Origin of the sequence: Pseudomonas sp. WS 5011 (assembly GCF_012985775.1) — a bacterium.
GTDB classification, from domain to species: domain Bacteria; phylum Pseudomonadota; class Gammaproteobacteria; order Pseudomonadales; family Pseudomonadaceae; genus Aquipseudomonas; species Aquipseudomonas peli.
Genome location: NZ_JAAQXA010000006.1, coordinates 85,304 through 111,285, shown reverse-complemented (window position 1 = coordinate 111,285; position 25,982 = coordinate 85,304). Strand labels below are relative to the sequence as shown.

24 protein-coding genes are annotated in these 25,982 nt (G+C 60.1%); 13 read left to right on the top strand and 11 right to left on the bottom strand.

What is annotated here, in order from left to right; translation table 11 throughout:
• The first annotated feature begins 2 nt into the window (after window positions 1-2).
• The 10 genes from HBN63_RS08785 to HBN63_RS08740 all read left to right on the top strand — a co-directional run bounded on the left by HBN63_RS08785 (window position 3) and on the right by HBN63_RS08740 (window position 9,383).
• Window positions 3-1,385, top strand: a complete 1,383-nt coding sequence (locus tag HBN63_RS08785; protein WP_170049136.1) for a PepSY domain-containing protein — start codon at window positions 3-5, stop codon at window positions 1,383-1,385.
• 142 nt (window positions 1,386-1,527) lie between these two features.
• Window positions 1,528-3,558 (top strand): TonB-dependent receptor, encoded by a 2,031-nt coding sequence (locus tag HBN63_RS08780; protein ID WP_170049135.1) that lies wholly within the window; start codon window positions 1,528-1,530, stop codon window positions 3,556-3,558.
• A 30-nt stretch (window positions 3,559-3,588) separates the two neighbouring features.
• On the top strand, window positions 3,589-4,071 hold the full coding sequence (locus tag HBN63_RS08775; RefSeq protein WP_170049134.1) for a copper chaperone PCu(A)C: 483 nt from the start codon (window positions 3,589-3,591) through the stop codon (window positions 4,069-4,071).
• Complete coding sequence (locus HBN63_RS08770; protein WP_170049133.1) at window positions 4,071-4,454, top strand: DUF2946 domain-containing protein; 384 nt, start codon at window positions 4,071-4,073, stop codon at window positions 4,452-4,454. Before HBN63_RS08775 ends, HBN63_RS08770 begins: the two co-directional genes overlap by 1 nt.
• Before the next feature lie 89 nt (window positions 4,455-4,543).
• Window positions 4,544-5,092, top strand: a complete 549-nt coding sequence (locus tag HBN63_RS08765) for a putative natural product biosynthesis protein (protein ID WP_167147522.1) — start codon at window positions 4,544-4,546, stop codon at window positions 5,090-5,092.
• Between the two features lie 319 nt (window positions 5,093-5,411).
• A complete protein-coding gene (locus HBN63_RS08760; protein WP_160089038.1) occupies window positions 5,412-5,702 on the top strand; it encodes a cytochrome c5 family protein in 291 nt (96 codons plus the stop codon).
• Window positions 5,703-5,904: 202 nt separating this feature from the next.
• Window positions 5,905-6,276 (top strand): DUF2946 domain-containing protein, encoded by a 372-nt coding sequence (locus HBN63_RS08755; protein ID WP_170049132.1) that lies wholly within the window; start codon window positions 5,905-5,907, stop codon window positions 6,274-6,276.
• A 76-nt stretch (window positions 6,277-6,352) separates the two neighbouring features.
• Window positions 6,353-8,446 carry a TonB-dependent copper receptor gene (locus HBN63_RS08750; protein WP_170049131.1) on the top strand — a complete coding sequence of 698 codons (2,094 nt, stop codon included), beginning with the start codon at window positions 6,353-6,355 and terminating at the stop codon, window positions 8,444-8,446.
• 137 nt (window positions 8,447-8,583) lie between these two features.
• On the top strand, window positions 8,584-8,850 hold the full coding sequence (locus HBN63_RS08745) for a PepSY domain-containing protein (protein WP_160089032.1): 267 nt from the start codon (window positions 8,584-8,586) through the stop codon (window positions 8,848-8,850).
• The gene (locus tag HBN63_RS08740) at window positions 8,850-9,383 is read left to right on the top strand and encodes a cytochrome b/b6 domain-containing protein (protein ID WP_160089030.1); all 534 of its coding nucleotides are present in this window, start codon (window positions 8,850-8,852) and stop codon (window positions 9,381-9,383) included. Before HBN63_RS08745 ends, HBN63_RS08740 begins: the two co-directional genes overlap by 1 nt.
• Before the next feature lie 78 nt (window positions 9,384-9,461).
• Here the strand turns inward: HBN63_RS08740 and HBN63_RS08735 are convergent, their stop codons facing one another.
• The 9 genes from HBN63_RS08735 to HBN63_RS08695 all read right to left on the bottom strand — a co-directional run bounded on the left by HBN63_RS08735 (window position 9,462) and on the right by HBN63_RS08695 (window position 19,234).
• Window positions 9,462-10,409 (bottom strand): adenosine deaminase, encoded by a 948-nt coding sequence (locus HBN63_RS08735; RefSeq protein ID WP_160089028.1) that lies wholly within the window; start codon window positions 10,407-10,409, stop codon window positions 9,462-9,464.
• Window positions 10,410-10,549: 140 nt separating this feature from the next.
• Window positions 10,550-11,518: a 2-oxoglutarate and iron-dependent oxygenase domain-containing protein gene (locus HBN63_RS08730; protein ID WP_170049130.1), complete on the bottom strand. Its 969-nt coding sequence runs from the start codon at window positions 11,516-11,518 to the stop codon at window positions 10,550-10,552.
• A gap of 290 nt (window positions 11,519-11,808) precedes the next feature.
• Window positions 11,809-12,891, bottom strand: a complete 1,083-nt coding sequence (locus tag HBN63_RS08725; RefSeq protein WP_090255395.1) for a BMP family ABC transporter substrate-binding protein — start codon at window positions 12,889-12,891, stop codon at window positions 11,809-11,811.
• A gap of 193 nt (window positions 12,892-13,084) precedes the next feature.
• Window positions 13,085-14,011, bottom strand: a complete 927-nt coding sequence (locus HBN63_RS08720; protein ID WP_170049129.1) for an ABC transporter permease — start codon at window positions 14,009-14,011, stop codon at window positions 13,085-13,087.
• A gap of 23 nt (window positions 14,012-14,034) precedes the next feature.
• Entirely contained in the window at window positions 14,035-15,132 is a 1,098-nt protein-coding gene (locus tag HBN63_RS08715) for an ABC transporter permease (RefSeq protein WP_160089023.1), read from the bottom strand.
• Window positions 15,133-15,143: 11 nt separating this feature from the next.
• Entirely contained in the window at window positions 15,144-16,724 is a 1,581-nt protein-coding gene (locus HBN63_RS08710) for an ABC transporter ATP-binding protein (RefSeq protein WP_170049220.1), read from the bottom strand.
• 180 nt (window positions 16,725-16,904) lie between these two features.
• On the bottom strand, window positions 16,905-17,489 hold the full coding sequence (locus tag HBN63_RS08705) for a YigZ family protein (protein WP_170049128.1): 585 nt from the start codon (window positions 17,487-17,489) through the stop codon (window positions 16,905-16,907).
• Complete coding sequence (locus tag HBN63_RS08700) at window positions 17,489-18,160, bottom strand: TetR/AcrR family transcriptional regulator (RefSeq protein ID WP_170049127.1); 672 nt, start codon at window positions 18,158-18,160, stop codon at window positions 17,489-17,491. The genes HBN63_RS08705 and HBN63_RS08700 overlap by 1 nt, the downstream gene beginning before the upstream one ends.
• Window positions 18,161-18,316: 156 nt before the next feature.
• Window positions 18,317-19,234 (bottom strand): LysR family transcriptional regulator, encoded by a 918-nt coding sequence (locus HBN63_RS08695; protein WP_170049126.1) that lies wholly within the window; start codon window positions 19,232-19,234, stop codon window positions 18,317-18,319.
• A gap of 145 nt (window positions 19,235-19,379) precedes the next feature.
• Between HBN63_RS08695 and HBN63_RS08690 the strand changes: the two genes are divergently transcribed.
• The 3 genes from HBN63_RS08690 (at window position 19,380) to HBN63_RS08680 (ending at window position 23,471) form a co-directional block, all read left to right on the top strand.
• Window positions 19,380-20,726 carry an aspartate aminotransferase family protein gene (locus HBN63_RS08690; RefSeq protein WP_170049125.1) on the top strand — a complete coding sequence of 449 codons (1,347 nt, stop codon included), beginning with the start codon at window positions 19,380-19,382 and terminating at the stop codon, window positions 20,724-20,726.
• Between the two features lie 73 nt (window positions 20,727-20,799).
• Window positions 20,800-22,296, top strand: coding sequence for a CoA-acylating methylmalonate-semialdehyde dehydrogenase (locus HBN63_RS08685; protein ID WP_170049124.1), 1,497 nt, complete (start codon window positions 20,800-20,802; stop codon window positions 22,294-22,296).
• Between the two features lie 404 nt (window positions 22,297-22,700).
• On the top strand, window positions 22,701-23,471 hold the full coding sequence (locus HBN63_RS08680) for a gamma-glutamyl-gamma-aminobutyrate hydrolase family protein (RefSeq protein WP_170049123.1): 771 nt from the start codon (window positions 22,701-22,703) through the stop codon (window positions 23,469-23,471).
• 71 nt (window positions 23,472-23,542) lie between these two features.
• Here HBN63_RS08680 and HBN63_RS08675 read toward each other — a convergent pair whose 3' ends face one another.
• Both HBN63_RS08675 and HBN63_RS08670 read right to left on the bottom strand, forming a co-directional pair.
• Window positions 23,543-24,985: a hypothetical protein gene (locus HBN63_RS08675; protein ID WP_170049122.1), complete on the bottom strand. Its 1,443-nt coding sequence runs from the start codon at window positions 24,983-24,985 to the stop codon at window positions 23,543-23,545.
• A gap of 102 nt (window positions 24,986-25,087) precedes the next feature.
• A complete protein-coding gene (locus tag HBN63_RS08670; protein ID WP_170049121.1) occupies window positions 25,088-25,918 on the bottom strand; it encodes an NYN domain-containing protein in 831 nt (276 codons plus the stop codon).
• Window positions 25,919-25,982 lie beyond the last annotated feature (64 nt).

Here is a 25,982-nt window from a genome sequence, read left to right as displayed (position 1 = left end):
CTATGCAGAAGCCGACGACGCCGAACATCTCGTTCTACAACCTGGCCTGGCGCTGGCATTTCTATGCCGGGCTGTTTGTGATTCCGTTTCTGATCCTGCTCTCGGTCACTGGCATCATCTACCTGTTCAAGCCGCAACTTGACCAGCTGATGTATGCCGAGCTGCTGCAGGTCACGCCTGCCGAGCAGGCTATCTCGGCGGATCAGCAGCTGGCGTTGGTGCGCCAGGCGTATCCCGGGGCGAACATCAGCCAGTACCTCCCACCGGTTAACGCCGAGCGCAGTGCGCAGTTTGTGCTGGAGGCTGAGGGCCAGAGCCTGAATGTGTTTGTTGACCCTTACAGCGCCAGGATTCTCGGCAGCCAGGATGCGCTGCTCAATCTGCAGGCCATCGCCCGCCAGCTGCATGGCGACCTGATGGTCGGCACCCTGGGCGATCGACTGATCGAACTGGCCGCCGGTTGGGGCATCGTACTGGTGGTATCCGGTTTGTACCTGTGGTGGCCGCGCGGGCGTTCCGGTGCGGGCGTGCTGTGGCCAAGGCTGAGTGCTCGTGGGCGTTTGCTATGGCGTGACTTGCACGCGGTGACAGGCTTTTGGGGCTCGCTGCTGTTGCTGTTTATGCTGCTCACCGGCATGACCTGGACCGGCTTCTGGGGCGCCCAGTTTGCCGGCGCCTGGAACCACTTCCCGGCCGCGATGTGGGACGACGTACCGCAGTCCGGCAAGCTCACCGGCAGCCTGAACACCAGTAGTCAGCAGACCGTGGCCTGGGCGGTGGAAACCACACCACTGCCGGCCTCCGATCCACACGCCGCGCATAACGGCCATGCCACTGCCGAGACGCCTGCCGCCCCGGCCAATCTGCTGCAGTACGTGGTCGACACCGCCGCTGAGCGCGGCGTACAGCCGGGTTACAGCATCACCCTGCCGAAAGGTGAAACCGGGGTGTACAGCATCGCCCTGTTTGCCGACGACCCGCGTAACGACGCCACTCTGCATATCGATCAGTACAGCGGTGCGGTGCTCGCCGATGTGCGCTGGAAGGATTACGGCGTGGTGGCAAAAACCGTGGAAACCGGGGTGATGCTGCATGAAGGCAAGCTGTTCGGCCTGGCCAACCAGTTGCTGATGCTCGCGGTCTGCCTGCTGGTGCTGCTGAGCGCGATCAGCGGCCTGATCATGTGGTGGCAGCGCCGACCGAGCGGCAAGCTCGGTGTACCGCCGCTACGCCACGACCTGCCACGCTGGAAAACCGCGATTGTCATCATGTGCCTGCTCGGCGCCGCCTTCCCGCTGGTGGGCGCATCCCTGTTGTTGATCTGGGCGCTGGACTGGCTGCTGTCACGCATACGGCCACGGGTCGCTCTGACCCCCTCGACCTGATTCATCTGATCCTCTGGCAACCAAGGCCACCGTCTTGGCTGCCACAACAACCTTACCCTGGCAAAACCGGGCTGAGGCATAACGACCTTATCGATACAGGGCATTGGCCTGTGCCGTGCCTTTGATTCAGGAATAAACGCACATGCAGTTTCAGCTAAAACCACTCAGCCAGTTGTTGGCCACGAGCGCGATCGCGCTGAGTGTTCACACCTTACCCGTGCTTGCCGACAGCACCCTGGCGCTGGGCAGTGTCACGGTGACGGGCGAGGAGAAGGGCCCGCTGTCCAGCTACAACATCCTCAGCTCGGTGGACTACGTCGGCAGCGACGTGCTGGAAAAACAGCCGGTGCAATACAGCTGGGAGCTGTTCAGCCGTGTGCCGGGCGTGATGCTCACCCAGTTCAACCAGGGCACCACCTCCGGCAAGCTGTCATTCCGTGGCTTCAACGGTGAAGGCGAGGTGAATGCCGTGAAGCTGTTGATCGACGGCATCCCGAGCAACACCAATGACGGCAACATGCCGTTTATCGACATGGTCTTCCCGCTGGATATCGAAGACATTGAAGTGGTGCGCGGTACCAATGACCCGCGCTACGGCCTGCACAACATTGCCGGCAACGCCAGCATTAATACCCGCATTGGCGGCAACGAGGGCAAGCTGCGACTGCGCAGCGGCAGCTTCGATACCCAGGAGCTGCAACTGGTCAAAGGCATCGAGACGGACAACTGGTCGCAGAACTACTTCGTCGCTTACCAGAAGAGCGGCGGTTACCGTGACCATGCCGATGCCGAACGTCAGAGCTTCGCCGGCAAATGGTTCTATACCGCTGACGCCGGTTGGCGCGCCGGCCTGATCGCACGGCATTACGAAGCCGATGCCCTGGAGGCCGGTTACCTGACCCAAGCCGATGCCCATCATGACCCGCGCCAGTCGTACCTGAACAACGCGACGGACAAGGGCGAGCGCAGCATGGATTCGCTCAGCCTGCATCTGGATACCGACCTGGCTGACGACCTCGCCTGGTCGAGCAAGGCGTACTACAACCGGTTTGAAGACCGGCGTTGGACCAAGTACTGGATCACCTCCGCGCAGCAGGAACGCTTCAACGACGAAGACCAGTACGGCGCAATCAGCAGCCTGACTTGGCGTCCTGATGTACCGGGGCTGCATGACTTTGCCCTGGAAGGTGGCGCCGATATCCAGCGCCAGGAGGTGATCAGTGAGCGTTATCGGACGGTCAGTCGTGTGCGTACCGCACAGACACGCGACCAGGTGTTCGATCTGACCACAACGGGTGTTTACGTGCAGGCGCTGATCGAACCCTGGGAAACCCTTAAGCTCATCCCGGCCTACCGGGTGGACCGCGTCGAGGGCGACTATCACGATCAGTTGTCTGGCGAGCGGGCCAGCGTCAATGATTTTGGCACCATCAACCAGCCCAAATTCAGCCTGGTCTATTCCCCCTGGCAGACGGCCAGCTTTTACGCCAACTGGGGACGTACCTTCCAGATCGGTGTCGGTTCGGGTGCCTACAAACTGGCCAGTTTGCAGGATGACCTGAAACCGTCGATCAACGAAGGCTGGGAAACCGGCATCAAGTTCAACCCGGTGACCTGGCTCGATGGTCGCGTGGCGTACTGGGAACAGCACGCCACCGATGAAGTACAGCGCCGGCTCAATGCACCGTCCGGGGATACCGAGAACGTCGGTGAAACCCTGCGACGAGGTTATGACGTGCAGCTCAACCTGTACCCCAACGACCTGGCGCGCGTGTGGTTCTCCTATTCACGGCAGTTCTCGGAAATCCTCACGCCTGGCCCACGCCTGCCGGCCAGCAAGGGCAAGGAGATGGATCACGTACCGCATCATCTGTATGCCTTGGGCGGTGATTATCAGGCCAGTGAAAAACTCAAGCTAAGTGCCTGGGTCAACGGCCAGAGCGACTACTACCTGGAACGCACCAACAGCACCGGTCAATATGGCGGCTACACCCTGCTCAACCTCGGTGCGGAGTACCGCCTGAGTGAGAGTGTAAGCGTGGACATGCAACTGAAAAACATCACCAACCGCTACTACGAGTACGTCTGGTATGACCCCGATGGCGCGCTGGATTCCCTGCATGCCCCAGGCGATGGCCGTGCGTTGTATGCTGGTTTGACCCTGGATTTCTGACTTTCGTTTTCCTACAAGGAGGCAATACCCATGATGCTGAAGAAAACCCTGCTTGGTCTTTCCCTGTTGCTGCCGGCACTGCTGGTCCAGGCCCATGAATACACCGCCGGTGAGCTGCATATCGAACACCCCTGGTCGCGGGAAATGCCGGCCGTAGCGCCCACCGCTGCGGCCTATTTCGTGGTGCACAACAAAGGCGCTGAGGCTGACCGCCTACTCAGTGCCAGCACCCCTGTGGCCGGCAAGGCCGAACTGCACGAACACATCCACGCCGATGGTCTGATGAAAATGCAGCAGGTACAGAACGTGGCGATTCCTGCCGGTGGTGAAGTGAAGTTTGAACCGATGGGCTACCACGTCATGCTGTTCAACCTGAAACAGCAGGCCAAGGACGGCGAGCGCTTCCCGCTGACCCTGACCTTCGAGAAGGCCGGCACCGTTGAGGTGGAGATCGCCGTGCACAAGGATGCGCCTGAGGGCAGTGCGCACGGTGAAGGTCAGCACCAGCACTGATGATAAGCGCGCTGCGAGGGCATCGGCTGGGGGCCACGCTCGGCGTGCTGGCACTCGCCCTGATTGTCCTCGCACCGCTCTTTTCCCAGTCTCGCACGGAGTCGCAAGATTGGTCGTGGTTAACCGAACTGGCCTGCCATGAAGGCCTGGCGCAAGCAGCATCGCCAGCCATGCCGGATGATTTGCCGCAGAAGTTCAAGCTGGATGCATGCGGTTATTGCTCGTTACTGATCAACAGCCCAGCCCTGGGTAGCCTGGATTGGGGCTATTTCAGCATCGCTGTGCTGCGCCTGGTTCCACAGTCGTTGCGTTGGCTGTGGCCTGCGTTGGCGATGCGTTTCCCCGCAGCACAATCACGCGCCCCGCCTGTTGCACTCGATTGAGATGATCGAGTGGAGCCTCAGTGAGCTCCATCACTGCGAGTTACTGGCCCTGCGCGGCCAGTAACCCTGTATGGCAAGGAGCGTGAATCATGCATTCATCCAAAAGTCGGGCGTTGCCTGTGCACAGGCGTATCGCCAACGAACGGATCTTCCCGGATTACCCGAGCAACGCGCGCTCGTTCATCGCGCTGGATGCCAAGTTGCTGCCGTACTGGCACCTGCTGTATGACCTGTGCCCTTCACTGCTCAAGCTTGATCCGCCGGAAGGGCTAAACCTGTTCCGGCGTTTTATGGTCTGGGCCTACCGCCGCCAACCCGCGCAGGACTGGACTTTTCATATCAGCGTTTGCCGCTGGCTGTTGCTGTCTGAGTATGCCCCCCACGTCACCGCTGAACAGGTGGAGAGTCTGCTTTCAGCGGCGGCAGCGCGCTGGGTCAACAGTGATGCCAGTTCGGCGCAGGGCATCCTGTTGGCCTGTTCTGTTCAGCCGATGACACTGGTGGATTGGAAGGTCGGTGGGGCTGCACAGGGCGGTGATATTCAGGTGCTGCCGCCGGCACGGTTCGACTTTGCCTGGTCTCCGTTAAGTCGCAGCGGCGTTGCGGGTTTTCGCCGTTGGTTGCGGATTCCTGAATAAGCGCTGCGACAGCCTGACGCAGGTTGGCCCAGGTGCCAGCCCCCTGAGTGATGGCGAACGGCTGTGGCGGGTTGTCGCAGTTGAGGCGCTGCCAGGCTGCCCATAGGATGGGCCGACTTCGGGTAGGAATTTGCCTTGTCTGGGCATCCACGGTTAAGCCCGAAGGTCTCTTTATCGGCCAAGGCTCGGTAACCGGCTCTCCCTCAGGGGAGAGCCCTCTTTTCCACCCTCATTCGCAAGATGCCTACAGCCTGGTTGAGGGTGATCGGCTGTATCTGCCAGATACCTATAACAACACATAAACCGATGAGGTCTTGATATGAAGAAAGTTGTCGTGCTGACGTTTGCTCTGCTGTCGATGGGCTCGGTACAGGCCGCGCAAGATCCTGAGGCGGTGTTTAACCGCTCCTGCGGCATGTGCCATAACGGTCAGTTGCCAACCGCGCCGAAGAAAGGCGATGCCGCTGCCTGGCAGCCGCGCCTGGCTCAGGGCACGGATACCTTGGTCAAGCACGTGACCGAGGGCTTCAATGCCATGCCGGCGCGTGGTTTGTGCATGGATTGTACGGCTGAGGACTACAAGGCCGTGATTGACTGGATGTCCAAGTAAGGTCAGGTAACCCGCTGCTGGTCCTGTGGCAGCCGCTGTTTGTCACAGGACGCTATGCTGCTTGCTTGTGTGGGCAAGCCTATCTCGCTGGTCTGCGCCGCTTATGCTGGGACCTGCTCAGGATCCATGCACCATTGATTTGCATCAGCTGTTCTACGCCGACCTTCGGCCATACTCGGCGCAGGATTCTTGAGTTGCCGTAATGCCCCGCAATCGTTCCTTTACTGCCGATTACCGCGCAAGCTGGCTGGCCCTGTTGGCCATGCTGTTGCTCAGTGTCGGGCCGTTGCTGTCGCAGCTCACTGCGCCGGCTGAACCGGCCTGGCTGACGGAACTGGCCTGCGGAGAGCATGCCGGTAGCCATGACAACCCGCTGGATCACGACGCGCTGTGGGCCAAGTGCGGCTATTGCACCCTGTTGCTCAACAGCCCAGCCACCGGTTGTGCCAGTCCAACGCTAGCCCTGACGGCCGTTGCGCCTGCGGATCGGCATAGTGCGCCGGTACGCAGCGGCGTTGCCCGCTCAGCTATTTTCCCCGGTTCGCGCAGCCGCGCACCGCCTGCCTATTCCTGATCGCCATTGCCCTGTTGCTGGTGCCGCGTATGCGGTGCTGGCCATTCCCTGGTTTTGTCTCGATTCTGGAATAGTCATGTCTACTCGTTCGCTTTTGATCAGCGCTGCACCTTTCCGTCTGGCGCCGCTGTGTATCGGCCTGCTGTTGGCCACTCAGGCGCATGCCGCGCAAACCACCGAACACGACCCGGAACACCACGCGCTGCAATTGCCGCCAACGGTGGTCACCGCCGTGCAGCAGAGCTCGCCACTGACTGTGGTGGCCGACCCCAAGGACCCGCGCCAGCCGGTGCCGGCCAGTGATGCCGCCGATTACCTCAAGACCATTCCCGGTTTCTCCGCGATTCGCAGCGGCGGCAGCAACAGTGATCCCGTGCTGCGCGGCATGTTCGGTTCGCGGCTGTTGCTGCTCACCGACGGCGGGCAGATGCTCGGCGCCTGTCCAGGGCGAATGGATGCGCCCAGCTCGTACATCTCGCCGGAAACCTTTGACCTGCTGACCGTGACCAAGGGCCCGCAAACGGTGATTTGGGGCCCAGGTGCCTCGGCCGGTGTGGCGCGTTTTGATCGCGAGCCGGAGCGTTTCGGTGAGCTGGGTGCGCGTCTGCATGCCAGCGTGCTGGCGGGCTCCAACGGCCGTTTCGACCAAACCCTTGATGGCGCTGTGGGCGGCGAGCAGGGCTACCTGCGGGTGACCGGCAACCGCTCGCATTCGGACGATTACGAGAACGGAAACGGCGACACCATCCCCTCGCGCTGGGACAAATGGAACGGCGACGTGGCCCTGGGCTGGACGCCGGATGACGATACGCTGATTGAGCTCACCGCCGGCCGTGGCGATGGCGAGGCGCGCTACGGCGGCCGTGGCATGGACGGCACTCAGTTCCAGCGTGAAAGCCTGGGCCTGCGCGTGGAGCGCAGCAACCTCGGTGGCGTGCTGGATAAGGTCGAGGCCAAGGTTTACTACAACTACGCCGATCACATCATGGACAACTTCCGCCTGCGCATGCCCGACCCGACCAGCATGATGAGCGGCCCGATGGCGGCTCAGGTTGACCGCCGCACCCTGGGTGCACGCCTGGCCGCCACCTGGGCGTGGGAGGATGTCGAGCTGATCACCGGCGTCGATGCCCAGCGCAGTGAGCACCGCCAGCGCAGCTCCACCCTGAGCATGATGGGTAACTACACCGACGCCGATCGTTTCCCCTGGGACAAGGACGCGCTGATGCACAACTACGGCGTGTTCGCCGAGTCTACCTGGCGCCTGGACGAGCGTGATCGACTGGTCTCCGGCGCGCGCCTGGATCGCGCTTCGGCCAAGGATTACCGGCCTAACTTCAGCGACATGATGGGCATGACCACGCCCAACCCGACGGCTGGCGAGACCCGCGCCGACACCCTACCGAGCGGCTTTGTGCGCTACGAGCACGACCTGTCCGGCTCGCCGACTACCGTCTATGCCGGTATCGGTCACGTGCAGCGCTTCCCCGATTATTGGGAGCTGTTTTCCGCCGGCCTCAATGGCCCGGCTGGCGCGGACAACGCCTTCGACGGCATCAAGCCGGAGAAGACCACCCAGCTGGATGTCGGTATTCAATACCAGGGCGACGCCCTGCAGGCCTGGGCCTCGGCCTATGTCGGTCAGGTGCGTGACTACATCCTGTTCGACTACCGCGGCATGAGCACCCAGGCCGATAACATCGATGCGCGCATCATGGGCGGCGAGCTGGGCGTGGCGTATGACCTGAGTTCCAACTGGAAGACCGATGCCACCCTGGCTGATGCCTGGGGCAAAAACAGCTCCGATGGCGAAGCGCTGCCGCAGATGCCGCCGCTGGAAGCACGCCTGGGGCTGACCTATCAGCGTGACGACTGGAGCGTTGGCGCCCTGTGGCGGGTGGTTGATGGCCAGGGCCGCATTGCGGATGGGCGCGGCAACGTGGTGGGGCAGGATTTCAGCGACAGCGCTGGCTTCGGCGTGCTCTCGGTCAACGGTGCTTACCGTGTGACCAAGCAGGTCAAACTCAGCGCCGGCGTGGATAACCTGCTCGACAAGCAATACGCCGAGCACCTGAATCTGGGCGGTGATTCCGGTTTCGGCTTCCCGGCTGATACCCGGATCGACGAGCCAGGCCGGACGTTGTGGGCCAAGGTCGATTACGACTTCTGATCCTGATAGATCTGGCGTGTTGGCAAAGGGCTCATCATTTGATGGGCCCTTTGCGTTTCCTAATACAGCCTTAAGCTTGCCGCGCGACAGTAGTCCCCGCAGACACACAACTTCCCCTGCATCACGAGGACTTCACCATGCGCAAATTGCTTCTGCTGTCTCTGGTTCTGGCCAGCCCGCTGACCCTCGCCGCCACCCAATGCACCACCGCCGACAAGGCGCAGTGGCAGGACCAGGACAAATTCCAGGCCGACCTCAAAGCCCAGGGCTACGAGATCAAGAAGTTCAAAGTGACCGGTGGCAACTGCTACGAAATCTACGGCTTCAACAAAGAAGGCCAGAAGGTCGAAATCTACTTCGATCCGGTCAGCGGCAAGGTCATCAAAGGCGGCGTTGAAGACTGATGAACAACGCCACCACACGCCTCTGGGACCCGCTGGTCAGGTTGTTCCATTGGTCTCTGGCGAGCGCTTTCTTGGCCAATTACTTCTTCACCGAAGAGGGCGAGAACTGGCACCGCTGGTTCGGTTACTACGCCGTGGCCTGGTTGGCGATTCGCCTGGTGTGGGGTTTTATCGGCACACCGGCAGCGCGCTGGGCGGACTTCTGGCCGACCCGTGCGCGCCTGGCCGAACACCTGCGGGCATTGCTCAGTGGACGTGATTACCACCGCATGGGGCATTCCCCGCTGGGCGGCTTGGTGATGATCGGCATGATGCTGTTGATGCTCGGCCTGGGTGTGACCGGCTTTCTGATGGAGGAGGTCGATTACTTCTGGGGCGCTGATTTACCGCTGGATATCCATGAATTCTGCGCCGATGGGCTGATGGCCCTGGTGGGCCTGCACATCGCGGCGGCGCTTTTTGAAAGCTACCGCCTGAAGGAAAACCTGCCGCTGTCGATGGTCACCGGCAAGCGGCGCAAGCTGGATCACTGAGTTTTTATCTGTCGCGGCTAAAGTCCCGCCCACAGCGTATACGGACTGTGGACGGGGCTTCAGTCGCGATGATTTTGCTTAAACCAGGCGCGCATCCAGGCTGTTCTGCGCCAAGCGCTTGGCCTGCTCCTGAGTCATGCCCAGGCTGTCGTACAGAGCGACGAAGTTTTCGGTGACGTAGCCGCCGAAGTAGGCCGGGTCATCCGAGTTCACCGTCACCTTTACGCCGCGTTCGAGCATCTGCAGGATGTTGTGCTGGCGCATGTCGTCGAACACGCAGAGCTTGGTGTTGGACAGCGGGCAGACGGTCAGCGGGATCTGCTCGTCGATGATGCGCTGCATCAAACGCTCGTCTTCGATAGCGCGCACGCCATGGTCGATACGCTTGATTTTCAGCAGGTCCAGGGCTTCCCAGATGTATTCGGGTGGGCCTTCCTCGCCCGCGTGGGCGACGGTCAGATAGCCCTCGCTGCGCGCCTTGTCGAACACGCGCTGGAACTTGCTCGGCGGATGGCCCATCTCCGAACTGTCCAAGCCGACGGCGATAAACGCATCGTGGAACGGCCTGGCCTGTTCCAGGGTTTTGAACGCTTCTTCTTCGGGCAGATGCCGCAGAAAGCTCAGAATCAAACCGTGGCTGATGCCCAGCTGCTTTTCGCCATCGACCAGCGCCTGTTTGATGCCGCGCAGCACCACTTCAAAGGGAATGCCGCGGTCGGTGTGGGTCTGCGGGTCGAAGAACGGCTCGGTGTGGATGACGTTCTGCGCCTTGCACTTTTGCAGGTAGGCCCAGGTCAGGTCGTAGAAATCCTGCTCGGTGCGCAGCACGTCGGCCCCGGCGTAATACAGGTCGAGAAACTCCTGCAGGTTGTTGAACGCGTAGGCGCTGCGCAGCGCTTCAACATCGTTCCAGGGCAGGGCAATCTTGTTGCGCTCGGCCAGGGCAAACAGCAACTCGGGCTCCAGCGAGCCCTCAATGTGCAGGTGCAGTTCGGCCTTGGGCAGGGCGTTGAGCCAGTCGTACATGGTCAGATCTCGTTATCAGGCGTGGTCGCGACAAAGTTTAACCGTAAGGACAGGATTTCGCCGAATCAGCCGGGCGCTAAATCGCCTTGACCGCGCAACGCTCTCGCGGCCAAGGCCGTTCCTCCGGGGTGCGGGCGGTGTTATGCGCCCGTCTGTTCTTCACGCCTGTAAGCGTAGGTGTCAGCAAAGCGCGAGAGTAGGTATTCGGCGCTGGTTACTGACGGATACTTGGGTGGGTTGCTGGCGTCCGAGCAGTTCGGTAGGCAGCTGATTTCGGTATCCGGGTGCGGCTCGGCGAAGAACGGCATGGAGTAGCGATCAACCCCCAGCGGGCTGATCACCCGATGCGGGGTGGAGGTGTAACGGTCGTTGCTCCAGCGCGCGAGCATGTCGCCGATGTTCACCACAAAGCTGCCGGCCATCGGCGGCGCGTCGATCCACTGGCCATCGCGGTGGCGCACCTGCAGGCCTCCGGCGTCGTCTTGGTAGAGCAGGGTGATGCAACCGTAATCGGTGTGTTCACCCGCGCCTTGCTGTTCGGCACTGCTGGCGGTGTGGCGCGGCGGGTAGTGGATCATGCGCAGCACGCTGATCGGCTCATTGAAGCGCGTGTCGAAAAAATCGCGGTCGATATTCAGGGCAATGGTCATGGCGCGCAGCAGGGTTTGCGCCAGCGCCTGCATATCGGCGTAGTGCTGTTCCATCAGTGTTTCCCAACCGGGCAGGTCGGGATGCCGATTGGCGCCGCGCAGCGGTTTGCCGGCCAGCACCTCGGGATGATTGAGGTCCATGTGGAAACCCATATCGAAGGTTTCCTTGAGATCGCTCGGTTTGCTCGGGTCGAGCTGCTCGGTGGCAATCGCGCCGTAGCCACGGTGATGGGCTGTCTGGGTGATGTCGATCTTGAGCTTTTCTGCAGCCGGCAGGGCGAAGAAAGTCTTGGCGGCGCTCAGCAATTCGGCGATCCGCGCCGGGCTGATCGGGTGGCCGGTGATGTAGAAAAAGCCCCACTCGCGGCAGGCGCGGTCTATCTGCTCAGCCACGGCGGGCCAGGCGGTTGGATCGGCTGAGTAAAGCGCGGCGATGTCGATAATCGGTAGGGTGTTCATAGAGGCTCCGGGTGGGGCGGTGCTGCGAGTCTTCTCGTACTAAGGAGCCTGTCGAACTCAACACTGTTCTGCTGCGGAAAATCCGGATTTGGCCACTTTTGTGGCTTTCCCTCGTTAAATAGCGCGCTATTCGCCTCGGTAAACCCACAAAACTGCCTCAAACCGGCCTTCCCTCGCGACGAACGGTTGAGCCCGACAGGCTCCAAGCAGCGAAAAAGGGCGCCTCTATTTATAGGGCGCCCTGTGATGCGGTTCTGCCAGTGAGGCAGGGACGGCATCTGGGTTATGACTTACTTCGGCAATTCAGCCTTTACGTTTTCCACGTAGTAGTTCATCGAGGCCAGTTCGGCGTTGGTCGCGGCGACGCCTGCCGGGATTTTCTCGACGCCGCTCTGGTCCTTGATCGGCCCGGTGAACGGGTGGAAGGCACCGCTCTTGATGTCGGCAATGATCTGCTCGGCTTCGGTTTTCACATCCGCCGGCACCAGGTCGCTGATCGGCAGGCGAATGGTGTCTTCAGCCAGGCCGCCCCAGAAATCCTGTGGTGCCCACTTGCCGTCGATCACCGCCTGAGTGGATTTGACGTAGTGCGGGCCCCAGTCGTTGACGATTGAGGTCAGTACGGCTTTCGGCCCGAAGTGCGCCATGTCCGAGGCGTAGCCCACGGAATAGACGCCGCGACGTTCGGCGGTCTGGATCGGCGCAGGGCTATCAGTGTGCTGGAACACCACGTCGACACCCTGGTCGATCAGCGCGTTGGCCGCATCGGATTCCTTGCCCGGATCGAACCAGGAGTTAACCCACACCACCTTGATCTCAGTGCCGGGGTTGTACTTGTCCAAAGCCAGCTGGATGGCGTTGATATCGCGGATGACTTCCGGGATCGGGAAGGAGGCGACGTAGCCGACTTTCTTGGTCTTGGTCATCTTCGCCGCGAGGAATCCGCCGACATAACGGCCCTCATAAGAGCGCGACAGGTAGGTGCCGAGGTTCTTGTCCTGCTTGTAGCCGGTGGCGTGCTCGAAGGTCAGCTTGGGGAACTGCTTGGCGACTTTCAGCGTCGGGTTCATGTAGCCGAAGGAGGTGGTGAAGATCAGGTCATAACCACCCTTGGCCATGTTGCGAATTACGCGCTCGGCGTCCGCACCTTCCGGGACGTTTTCCACGTAGCTGGTTTCAACCTTGTCGCCGAGCTGTTTGATCACCGCCTGACGGCCTTGCTCATGCTGGTAAGTCCAGCCGTGGTCGCCAATCGGACCAATGTAGACAAAGCCGACCTTCAACGGATCGGCGGCGGAAGCGCCCAATGTGGCGCTAAAGCCAAGGGCGGCAACGAGGGTGCGCAGCAGCGGTTTTTTGCTCTTCTCGAACATGGTTGGCGGAACTCCGATGTGTGTGGGTACGTGGTTGTTAAACAGCTGCCAGTTGGATTGCAAAAAGCTGACCAACTGGACAATTAGCGCTGCGCGCCGCGTAAAAACGCAGAACCCCGCCGAAGCGAGGTTCTGTGGAGGTGCTGTGCTGGTGCGTCAGGTGCTGCTTGTGCTGCCTGCTGGTGCGTGAGGGTCAGTGCCCTGGCTGCCACGGTTTGCCCAGTGATACCGGGGCAAACAGGCGTGTCTTGATCGCGTCGCGCGACAGCAGGACCAGCACCAGGATGGTCGCCACATAGGGCAGCATCGCCAGCAGGTTGGAAGGGATCGACAGGCCGATGCCCTGTGCCACCAGATGGATGATGCTGGCCAGGCCGAACAGATAGGCGCCGAGCAATACGCGGAATACCCGCCAGCTGGCAAATACCACCAGCGCAAGGGCGATCCAGCCGCGCCCAGCGGTCATGTTTTCCGCCCACATCGGTGTATAGGCCAGCGACAGGTAACCGCCCGCCAACCCGGCCATGGCACCACCGAATAACACCGCCAATGTGCGCACGCGCAGCACCGGCAGGCCCATGGCGCTGGCCGCGTCGGGGTTTTCACCGACCGCCTGGATGATCAAACCGATGCGGCTTTTCAGCAGCACCCAGGCCACTAAACCGAACAGGGCGAAGGACAGGTAAACCAGAATGTCCTGGGCAAACAGCATGCGCCCGATCAGTGGAGTCTCGCTAAGCAGCGGAATGGCAATGGGCTCAAAACCGGCCAGCGGTTTGCCGACCCAGGCCGCGCCGACAAAGGTGGAGAGGCCGACGCCGAAGATGGTCAGCGCCAGCCCGGTGGCCACCTGATTGGCGTTAAAGCCCAGGGCCACCGCGGCGAACAGCATCGACAGCAGCATGCCAGCGCTCATCGCCAGCAGCACGCCGAGCCACAGGTTGCCGGTACTCAGGGCGACGATAAAACCGATCACCGCGCCGAACAGCATCATGCCTTCCTGGCCGAGGTTGAGCACGCCGCTCTTCTCACAGATCAGTTCACCCAACGCCACCAGCAGCAGCGGCGTACCGGTGCGCACCATGGCGTAGAAAATATTGCTTAACAGGTCGAGGTCCATCGGGAATTCCTACAGATACGTTGTCAGGCCATTGCTTCGGCGTTGGTTGTGCGCTGCGCCCATTTCCACTTCAGCCGTGGCCGATAGAGGATCAGCACGTCGCAGGCGAGCAGGAAGAACAGCATCATTCCCTGGAACAGTTGGGTGATCGCCTGGGGCAGGTTCATGGTCATCTGCGCGTTCTCGCCGCCCAGGTACAGCAGGGCCATCAGCAGGCTGGCGAACAGAATGCCTAGCGGATTCAGACGGCCGAGAAAGGCCACGGTGATCGCCGCGTAGCCGTAGCCCGGCGATACCTGCGGCACCAGTTGGCCAATCGGCCCGGCCACTTCACCGACACCCGCCAGCCCGGCCAGGCCGCCGCTGACCAGCAGGGCAAACCACACCAGGCGCTTCTCGCGAAAACCGACAAAGCCGGCAGCGCGGCGGTCGAGGCCTAGCACCTTGATCTGAAAACCCAGAAAGCTCTTGTGCAGCAACACCCACACCGCCACCAGGGCCAGCAGGGCGAAGTACAGGCCGGCATGCAGGCGACCGTCTTCACTCACCAGCGGCAGGCGGCTGGCATCACCGAACATTGCCGACTCAGGGAAGTTGAAACCGGCCGGGTCTTTCAACGGGCCATGCACGAAGAACAGCAGCAGGTTCAGCGCGATGTAGTTGAGCATGATGCTGGTGAGGATTTCATTGGCATTGAACTGCGTACGCAGCCAGGCGGTCAGGCCGCCCCAGGCTGCACCCGCTGCCACGCCGGCGAGCACCACCCAGACCAGCGCCCAGCGGCTGTCCCAGTCGATGATCTGGATCGCCATGGCGCTGCCGGCCAGCGCGCCGAGCAGCAGTTGACCTTCGGCACCGATATTCCAGATGCGCGCCTGATAGGCCACGGCGAGGCCAAGTGCACAGAGCAGAATCGGCAGCGCCTTGACCAGCAGTTCGGAGACGCCATACCAGTCGGCCAGCGGCGCAATCAGCAAGGTGTGCAGTGTGTCCAGCGGGTCGTGGCCGAGCAGGGCGAATAACAGCGCGCCGCTGCACAGAGTCAGCACCGCGGCGAGTAGCGGCGATAGCCAGAGCATGGCGCGCGATTGCTGACCACGCGGTTCGAGGGATAACAGCATGGAAAACTCCGTCAGCTCAGGCTGGCAGCAGCGGCTGCCGGCGTGCTTGTGATAGGGGGGAGTGGAGCGAATTCGCCGGCCATCCAGCGGCCGACTTCAACGGCTTCGGTTTCTGCGGTGGCGGCCAGGGGCGAGAGCTTGCCGCTGCACAACGCACCAATGCGGTCGCTGATCTGGAACAGCTCGTCGAGGTCTTCGGAGATCACCAGAATCGCCGCGCCGGCATCGCGTAGGGCAATCAGCGCGCGATGGATCGCCGCCGCCGCGCCCACGTCCACGCCCCAGGTCGGGTGCGCCGCCACCAGCAGTTTCGGGTTCTGCAGGATTTCGCGGCCGAGGATAAATTTCTGCAGGTTGCCGCCGGACAGGCTGCGCGCGGGCGCATCGGCATCCGGCGTCTTTACCGCAAAACGCTGGATAATCTCATCGGCCAGGGCTCGCACCTTGCCGCGCTGAATCAGCCCCTTACTCAGCAAACCCTGCTGGAAAGCGGTGAGCAGGGCGTTATCACTCAGGCTCATATCCGGTACCGCGCCGTGACCCAGGCGTTCGGCCGGAACAAAGGCCAGGCCCAGCTTGCGCCGTGCATCCGGGTACAGGTCGGCGATGGGTTGAGTGTCCAGGCTGATGCGTTCGCGCTCGCTCCGCGGCAGGCGTGCTTCGCCGCTGAGCAGAGCCAGCAGCTCGTCCTGACCATTGCCGGCGACTCCGGCGATGCCGACGATCTCGCCGCTGCGTACTTCCAGGCGGATCTGGCTGAGGGTGCAGCCGAACGGGTCTGCGTTGTGCCAGCTGAGGTCATCCACCCGCAAACGCGGCAGACCGCCGTCAGCTTTCGGGTAGCTGCTTTCCAGCCCCTCGGCGTCGCCGACCATCAGCCGCGCCAGTTGCAGGTCGCTGCACTCGGCCGGTATGCAATGCCCCGACACCTTACCGCCGCGCAGCACCGTGGCGCTCTGGCACAGGGCGCGCACCTCGCCGAGCTTGTGGCTGATAAACAGAATGCTGCAGCCCTCGGCAGCCAGACGGCGCAGGGTGACGAATAGCTCATCGGCCTCTTGCGGGGTCAGTACCGAGGTCGGTTCATCAAGAATCAGCAGTTTGATGTCCTGCATCAGGCAACGGACGATCTCCACCCGCTGCCGCTCGCCGATGGACAGGCTGTGCACCAGCCGGCCCGGTTCCAGGGCCATGCCATAACGCTGCGAGACTTCGCGAATCTTCGGCTCCAGCTGTTTCGGTGTGCCGGCCGCTGCGCCCATGGCCAATGCGATGTTCTCCGCCACGCTCAAAGTCTCGAACAGCGAGAAGTGCTGAAACACCATGCCTACGCCAAGGCTGCGCGCCATGGCTGGGTCACGCATCTTCAGCGGTTCACCCTGCCAGCGAATCTCGCCGCTGTCGGGTTGGGTGACGCCGTAGATGATCTTCATCAGGGTGCTTTTGCCAGCACCGTTCTCGCCGAGTAGCGCATGGATTTCCCCAGGCGCGATGCTCAGATCGATACGGTCATTGGCCAGGCAGCCGGGGTAGCGCTTGCTGATACCGCTCAGCTGCAAGCGTGGAACAGAAGGGGAACTGGACATGGACAGAGGCTCGGGAATGACAACTGCCCTGGCTAAAGCAAAAAGCTGGCCAGTGAGTCAGAAAAGCCTGCTGGCGGCGTCGATGCAAGCCCTGCCGTAATACCACGCCATTAAGTGGCCCTAGCTTGGTGCAAGGCGACGAGATGCTGGTGCGTTTTGGCGCAGTGCAGAGCGTTGCGCCAGGATTTAGAGCGGCCGCAGCTCACTCCGGCCACGGCTGATATCCGCCAGCAGTCGCTGCAACTCGGCAACCCGTGGCGCAGGGAGGGCTAGGTGCAATTCGGCTCCGGTGGCGTCGTAGCTTTCGTGCTCCAGCAGGCAGTCGAGCTCGGCCAGGTGCGCCTTGAGCAGCGGCAGTTCGGCAAACAGGCAATGGCAGCGATACTGCTCGCGGGCCACCAACTCGATGCGCGGTGCGCTTTGCAGGCATTTATTGGCGCTGCCGCCGTAGGCGCGAGCCAGCCCACCGGTGCCGAGCTGGATGCCGCCGTAGAAGCGGATCACCAGTACCGCCACCTGATCCATCTCCTGGCTCTCGATGGCTGCAAGGATCGGCCGACCCGCCGTGCCGCCGGGTTCGCCGTCATCACTGAAGCGGTACTGCTGGCCAACCTTCCAGGCCCAGCAGTTATGGCTGGCGCTGGCGTCGCAGTGCAACGTGATAAACGCCTGCGCCTCGGCCGCGCTGGTAACCGGCGCGGCGAGGGCGATAAAGCGGCTTTTGCGAATTTCCTCGCGGTACTCGCAAGGGCCGAGCAGGGTGAAGGGCATCAGGCGTCTTTGGATGGCTGGGTTAGGCCGCAGCCCTTGAGGATGATGGCGATCAGCTGGTCGGCGGCTTCTTCGTAGTCGGCTTTTACCAGGCGCGAGCGGCCGGTAACGCGGCAGATTTGCGAGGCAAAGTCGGCGTAATGCTGGGTGCTGCCCCACAGCAGGAAGATCAGGTGCACCGGGTCGACCGGGTCCATCTTGCCGGCGGCGCTCCAGGCTTCAAACACCGCCGCGCGGCCACGGAACCAGGTCTGGTAATCCTGATTGAGCATCTGCGAGAGGTGCTCGCCACCGCTGATCACTTCCATGGCATAGATGCGCGAGGCTTTCGGGTGGCGGCGGGAAAATTCCATCTTGGCGCGGATATAACCGGCCAGCGCGATGGCGGGATCATCGTCCACGCTCAGGTTGTTGAAGGTGTTGTCCCACAGCTCAAGGATGTTCACCAGCACCGCCTGATACAGCCCCAGCTTGTTGCTGAAGTAGTAGTGCAGGTTGGCCTTGGGCAGGCCAACGTTCTGCGCGATGGTGTTCATGCTGGTGCCTTTGAAGCCGTGGCGGGCGAACTCTTCCTCGGCGGCCTTGATGATCGCCTCTTCGTTTTTCTGCCGAATCCGGCCGGCAGGTTTGTTGGTCGGATCGGCTCGGTGCGCAAGTACTTCAACAGTCATGGGCGGTTCCGCAGTGGTCAGGTTTTCGGACGCCTGCACTGATACCCCAGCGCCGCCAAGGTGACAAGCGCAAGGGGCGGAAAAAGCGTTACAAGCCCTATTTAAGCGGGCTTTGCACCGTCATTGTGCGTATTTTGCGCTGTTTTGATCCGGGTCTCAGGCCTCGGCCAGGGCCTCCAGAAAGCTCTCCAGCACCAGATGCGGGCGGCGGCCTTTGCGTGTCACCGAGGCTAGGCTGATGTCATAGAAGCGGCTGGCCGGTTTCAGCACGCGCAGGCGGCCTTGCTGCACCCAGGCCTGGGCGTAATGGTCGGGCAGGTAGCCGATATAACGCCCGGTGAGGATGAGAAAGGCCATGCCTTCGCGGTCCGAGGCGCTGGCGGTGCAATTGAGCGCCTGGTAGTGGCTCTGCACTTCGGGCGGTAGGCGGAAGGTCGGCGCGATGGCCTCCTGGGCGTTCAGCCGCTCATCCTCCAACTGTTGATCATCGACATAGAACAGCGGGTGGCCGACCGCGCAGTAGAGCAGCGAACGCTCGTCGTACAGCGCCTGGTATTCCAACCCGGACAACGGCGTGACCTGCGGCACCACGCCGATGTGCAGGCGGCCGTCGAGCACGCCTTGTTCCACCTCGCTCGGCGGCGTCATGCGGATGTGGATATGCACATCCGGGCCGCGCTCCTTCAACCGCGCCAAGGCATTGGTGATGCGCATATGCGGCACTGTAACCAGGTTGTCGGTCAGGCCGATATTCAGCTCGCCGCGCAGGTGCTGGTGCAGGCCGTTGACCTCAGTGCGAAAGCTCTCCAGTGCGGCCAGCAACTGCTGGGTGCTCTGGTAGACCTCGCGGCCTTCTTCGGTCAGGGCAAAGCCGGCGCGGCCGCGTTGGCACAGGCGCAGGCCGAGGCGTTGTTCCAGGTCGCTCATCTGTTGGCTGATCGCCGAGCGGCCGATGCCCAAAGCGCTTTCCGCCGCAGAAAAGCCGCCGCACTCCACCACGCTACGAAACAGCTTGAGCAAGCGGATATCAAAGTCGCTGACTTGGGCCAGTGGGTCGGGGCGGCGAGTGCTCATGGTGAGGTGCTCATGGTGAGGTCTTTGTTTAGCGAACACTTAACTAAAGATAAGAAGAGTCGTGTTTTCCTGACTCTAAGCCCGTGGCACCTTTACTGGCAACAGATTCGACTTTACCGCTTCAATCGCCCACACCGAGGCCACCATGAACATGCCGCAGATCGAAGTCCCGTCCCTGGCCAGCCAGCTCAAGCTGGATGCGCACTGGATGCCGTTTTCCGCCAACCGCAACTTCAAGCGCGACCCGCGTTTGATCGTCGGCGCCGATGGCAATCACTTCATCGATGACAAGGGCCGTCGCGTATTCGACAGCCTGTCCGGCCTGTGGACCTGTGGCGCTGGGCACAACCGCAAGGAAATTCAGGAGGCCGTGGCCAAGCAGCTGGGCACCCTGGATTACGCACCGGGCTTCCAGTACGGCCACCCGCTGTCCTATCAGCTGGCCGAGAAAATCACCGAGCTGACCCCAGCCGGCCTCGATCACGTGTTCTACACCGACTCCGGTTCCGAGTGCGCCGACACCTCGGTGAAGATGGCCAAGGCTTACTGGCGCCTGAAAGGCCAACCGAGCAAAACCAAATTTATTGGCCGCGCTCGTGGCTACCACGGCGTGAATATCGCCGGCACCTCGCTGGGTGGCATCGGCGGTAACCGCAAGATGTTCGGCCAGATGATGGACGCCGACCACCTGCCGCACACCTTGCAGTCGCACCTGGCCTTCACCAAAGGCATGGCGGCTACTGGCGGTGTTGAGCTGGCCAACGAGCTGCTGAAGCTGATCGAACTGCATGACGCCTCGAACATCGCCGCGGTCATCGTCGAGCCGATGTCCGGCTCCGCCGGGGTGATCGTGCCGCCAGTCGGCTACCTGCAGCGCCTGCGTGAGATCTGCACCCAGCACAACATCCTGCTGATCTTTGACGAAGTGATCACCGCCTACGGCCGTATGGGCAAGTGGACCGGTGCCGAGTTCTTCGGGGTGGTGCCTGACATCATGAACACCGCCAAGCAGGTCACCAACGGCGCGATTCCCCTGGGCGCAGTGATCGCCACCAGCGAGATCTACAACACCTTTATGAACCAGGCGATCCCCGAGCACATGGTCGAGTTTGGCCACGGCTACACCTACTCGGGCCACCCGGTGGCTTGCGCCGCCGGCCTGGCAACCCTGGAGCTGCTCAAGCGCGACAACCTGATCGAGCAGTCCGCCGCCCTGGCACCGATCTTTGAAGAGAAGCTGCACAGCCTCAAAGGCAGCAAGAACGTCGTCGATATCCGCAACTGTGGCCTGGCCGGCGCGATCCAGATCAGCCCGCGTGACGGCGACCCGGTGATCCGTCCGTTTGAGGCCGGTATCAAACTGTGGAACGCTGGCTTCTACGTACGCTTCGGCGGTGACACCTTGCAGTTCGGGCCAACCTTCAACACCAAGCCCGAGCAGCTGGACTCCGTGTTCAACGCCGTCGGTGATGTGCTGAACAGCCTCGACTAAGCGACCCCTCATTCCCTGCAGGAGCCAGCAGCCAGGCTCCTGCAAAAACAAGATCCGTTATTAAGGAATTGCCATGACCCTCGTTAACCACCTGATCCACGGCGAACTGACTGCCGGTACCGGCCGTAGCGCTGACGTGTTCAACCCGTCCACCGGCGCGGCGACCAAGAAAGTTGCCTTGGCCGATCGCGCCACCATGCAGCTGGCCATCGACTCGGCCAAGAGCGCCTTCCCGGCCTGGCGCAACACCCCGCCAGCCAAGCGTGCTCAGGTGATGTTCCGCTTCAAGCAACTGCTGGAGCAGCATGAAGCGACCATCTCCAAGCTGATCAGCGAAGAGCATGGCAAAACCCTGGAAGACGCCGCCGGTGAACTCAAGCGCGGCATCGAGAACGTCGAGTTCGCCTGTGCCGCCCCGGAAATCCTCAAGGGCGAGTACAGCCGCAACGTCGGCCCGAATATCGATGCCTGGAGCGACATGCAGCCAATCGGCGTCGTGGCCGGCATCACCCCGTTCAACTTCCCGGCCATGGTGCCGCTGTGGATGTACCCGCTGGCCATCGTCTGCGGCAACTGCTTCATCCTCAAGCCATCCGAGCGTGACCCAAGCTCCACCCTGTATATCGCCCAACTGCTGATCGAGGCCGGTCTGCCAAAAGGCGTGCTCAACGTCGTGCACGGCGACAAGGAAGCGGTGGATGCGCTGATCGAAGCGCCAGAAGTCAAAGCCCTGAGCTTTGTTGGCTCCACGCCGATTGCCGAATACATCTACAGCGAAGGCACCAAGCGCGGTAAGCGCGTCCAGGCCCTGGGCGGCGCGAAGAACCATGCCGTGCTGATGCCCGATGCCGACCTGGACAACGCCGTTAGCGCACTGATGGGCGCGGCCTACGGTTCCTGCGGCGAGCGCTGCATGGCCATCTCGGTAGCCGTGTGCGTGGGCGACCAGATCGCCGATGCCCTGGTCGAGAAGATCGTGCCGCAGATCAAAGCGCTGAAAATCGGTGCAGGCACCTCCTGCGGCCTGGACATGGGTCCGCTGGTTACTGGCGCGGCGCGTGACAAGGTCAAAGGCTACATCGATGCTGGTGTGGCCCAGGGCGCAAGCCTGGTGGTCGACGGTCGTGACCTGGTGGTGGCAGGCAACGAGCACGGCTTCTTCGTCGGCGGCACCCTGTTCGACAAGGTGACCCCGGAGATGACCATCTACACCGACGAAATCTTCGGCCCCGTGCTGTGCATCGTCCGTGTCGGCAGCCTGGAAGCGGCCATGCAGCTGATCAACGACCACGAATACGGCAACGGCACCTGCATCTTCACCCGCGACGGTGAAGCCGCACGCCTGTTCTGCGACGAAATCGAAGTGGGCATGGTCGGCGTCAACGTACCGCTGCCCGTACCGGTCAGCTACCACAGCTTCGGCGGCTGGAAGCGCTCGCTGTTCGGCGACCTGCACGCCTACGGCCCGGACGGTGTGCGCTTCTACACCCGCAAGAAGGCCATCACCCAGCGCTGGCCGCAGCGCGCCAGCCACGAGGCGGCTCAGTTTGCGTTCCCGAGTAATGGCTAAGTAACACCCAGGGGGCTGATCGCAGGATCAGCCCCCTTTTTTAGATGTGGATGACGGCTTGTAGGAGCGGTCGGACGGCGTTCCGTCTTGGCCGCGATTAACAGGCGATCAGACGTAGGTTGGGTTGAGGAACGTAGTGACGAAGCCCAACGAGCGATACCAATGCCTGTTGGGCTTCGCTGCGCTCAACACCAACCTACCGATTGTATGCAGCACGTAATGGATACATAGCCATCGCTTTACGCAACAAACCAGCCGCGCGGGCGCGGCGTTGGTGCAGTGACCGCAGGTTACGGCACCCCTTGGGTGAGCGGGTTCAGGGTTTCCTGACCCGCAAGCCCGCTCTCCCAAGGGCAGCCCACTTCAATTATTTATGAAGAGGACTCCTTGCAATGAGCAAACCCATGATTGGCCTTCCCCTGTGCCGTTGGCAGCTGACCAGCCGTGATATCGGCTGGTTTCACCTAGTCGGTGAGAAGTACATCCACGCCGTCACCGGCTTCGGTGCCTTCCCGCTGATGATCCCCGCCTTCGGCGATGATCTGGACATGGACACCGTACTGGATAGCGTCAGCGGCATCATGTTCGGCGGCTCACTCTCCAACGTGCACCCCAGCTTTTATGGCGACGAGCATCCCGGCCTCGGCCTGGCCGACAAACCCCGCGATGAAACCGTGCTGCGCCTGCTGCGCGCCTGTATTGATCGCGGCATTCCTTTCCTCGGCATCTGCCGTGGCATGCAGGAAATGAACGTGCTGTTTGGCGGCACCCTGCACCGTGAAGTGCATGAGGTGGAAGGGCGTCTTGATCACCGTGAGGTGAAGGACGTACCGGATGATGTGGCCTACGGCCCGATGCACAACGTCGCCCTGACCGAGGGCGGTGTGTTGCATTCTCTGTTCGGCGAGCGGCAGATCAAGGTCAACTCATTGCATGGTCAGGGGGTTGATCGACTGGGCGAGGGCTTGCAGGTTGAAGCCGTGGCCGAGGATGGGCAGATCGAGGCGGTCAGTGTGATTGGCGCCAAGGCGTTTGCTGTTGGGGTGCAGTGGCATCCCGAGTATCGCTATTGGGAGAAGGCGGATTACAACGCGCTGTTGGGGGCGTTTCATCAGGCGGCGCGGGAGTATCAGGTGAAGAAACTTGAACGTCGCAGCGAGGCTGCGTTGGCCTAAAAACTGCGCTGGTGATTGAAAAAAGGCCCGTCGAATGATGGGCCTTTTTATTGTTTTGATAGGTCTTATAACTATATAAGATTCAGTGATTTCCAAAGGCCTTTGTGTAAAACAATCGTTTTTGTCTTGTCGAACTGCGCATGTGGGTTTCTGAAGATGAACTCATACCGTTCATTTCCTGAGTGACTCCATTTGTTTCCTATTGCGCTGCATTTAAAAAGCGCATTGAGTAGTGAGTCGACGGAGTCTCTTGGTGTTTTTTGTAGGTCTATATTTTCAATTAAGGCTGTGTATTTGAACTCTCTTTGCTTTAGCTGTGTTACTGCCTGGGTGAAGTTGTCAAAAACAATGTCATCTATATAGCCGACTAGTTCGTCTTTTATTTCTGGTAGGAAGTATTCTGTTGAGTACTTCCTTATTCCGTTTATTATTTCATTTCTGCTGATTTTTTCATTTTTGTAGAATGATTTTATGTTGTTTAGTAATTGAGTGAAGTCTCTAGGGGTGTGGCGGGTGTGATCAAGTAGGAAATGTGTAGTTGGTTTGTTTTCAGTTTCTTTTTCGAAAAAGCTATCAAAGATGTTACTTGTGCCGTCTAAGAACAAGGATGCTCTCAGGTTTGCGAGTTCTACTAGCATTGAGTTGCTGGCGTCTCTGGGGTCGTGGTACCAATCTAGGCTTACTGAATAGTCTTGTCTGATTTTGTTTTTATTTGGTACTGGTAGTTTTTCAAATAAGTCTGTTCTGCAAAGTATTATTATTTTTGCTGGTATTTTTTCTCTTTGCATCCAGATGTTTAGCCTCTGCGCCTCAAATATAAGAGCTCCCAGTGATTTTAGCTGGATGTCCCTCAGCGTAAGTATGTCGTCTAAACCATCAATTATTAGGAGGTGTTTACTTTGTGTGTTGAATTCGGGTATTAGCTCCTTTAAATAATCAACAACCTCTAGGAATAATATATCCTGCTCTTTGGGGTTCTGTGAGTTTTCTTGATTGTATTCTAGGAGCTTGAATAGGTTGACTTTAAAAGAGGTTTTAGATGAGCGTAGAGCTAGGCTTTTGAGATTTTTTATTGGCAGTAAGCCATGTTCGTTTAGTTTTGAAATGCTTTCTCTGAACTCTAGGTTTTCAGTGTCTCTACCATTTGGGTCTTCTACAAAAGCCTCAAGGAGAGTGGTTAAAATTAGGTATTGCCACGTTGTTGGGTATTTTGATTCGGGCTCAGCATCTCCAGAAAATATTTTTGCAAAACTTTTGAAGGGAAAGTCGGCTAGGTGGTTAACAGTTGTGCAGAATTTTGAGTCTTTATTCTCCGGGAAACTTTCGTGTTTTATTTTTTCGCCTAGTATTGATTTCCCACTGCCCTTGAAACCTAGTATTAGGAATTTATCGCTGCTTTTTAGTTTTTCAAGAGCGTTATCTTTATTTATAAAGCCTTTCTCTAATAATATTGGGAAGGAAAGGCTCTCCTGCTCTCCAGTGGCTTTTCCGAACTCTATATCTGTGAAATTCATGTGTTGGCTCTTGTCTGGTTTTAATAAAAGCGGATTGGTTTTTATCTAATAATAAATTTCATGATTTTATTTTCAGTTTTCCATGAGTTTTCTAGCGCTGAGTTACGACTTGCCAGGCCTGCGATTTCTTGCATACAAAGATTTTCCACCTGTAGAAGTGATCCCGCGCTCTTGTAGTTCAAAACGGCTGTTCTGCGCTTTGATCAAATCGCTCAGCTTCTTATGGCCATAAAGGCGTGAGTCAAAGTCCGAGCGCAGCTTGCTGATATTGGTGCCGAGAGCGCCGAGATGACACCAACCATCCTCGTCCGAATTGTCTTCGATCACCTTGGCAATAAAGTCCACCGGCACTTTTTGCGGTTTGACCTTGGCCAATGCTGGCGGCGCGCTGGGTTTGCTTTCTGCTGTGGCGGTAGGTGCCGGCGTAGCGGTTGATGTGCCATTGCCGGTGCTTTCCGGCTCTGCGGGTTCGGCATCGTTGCGCAGTAGTTCGGTGTAAATAAATTTGTCGCAGGCGGAGACGAAAGGCTTGGGGGTTTTCTGTTCACCAAAGCCGATTACTTCCAGCCCTTCTTCACGCAGGCGGGCGGCCAGGCGGGTGAAGTCGCTGTCGCTGGAAACCAGGCAGAAGCCATCAAAGCGCCGGGTATAGAGCAGGTCCATGGCGTCGATGATCAGTGAGCTGTCGGTGGCGTTTTTGCCGGTGGTGTAGGCGAACTGCTGCATGGGTTGGATCGAGTGTTCCAACAGTACCTTCTTCCAGCCGCCCAGTTGTGGGCCGGTCCAGTCGCCGTAGATGCGTTTAACGCTGGCGACGCCGTATTTGGCGATTTCCTCGAACAGGCCTTCGACAATCGCGGCGGAGGCGTTGTCGGCGTCGATCAGCACGGCAAGGTGCTTTTGCTGCCGGGGCGGGCTGGGTTTGGCGGCCATGCTTCTTCCTTGAATGAAGTTGGCTCGACCTTACTGCGAATGGATGGCAATGCGCCATAGTTTG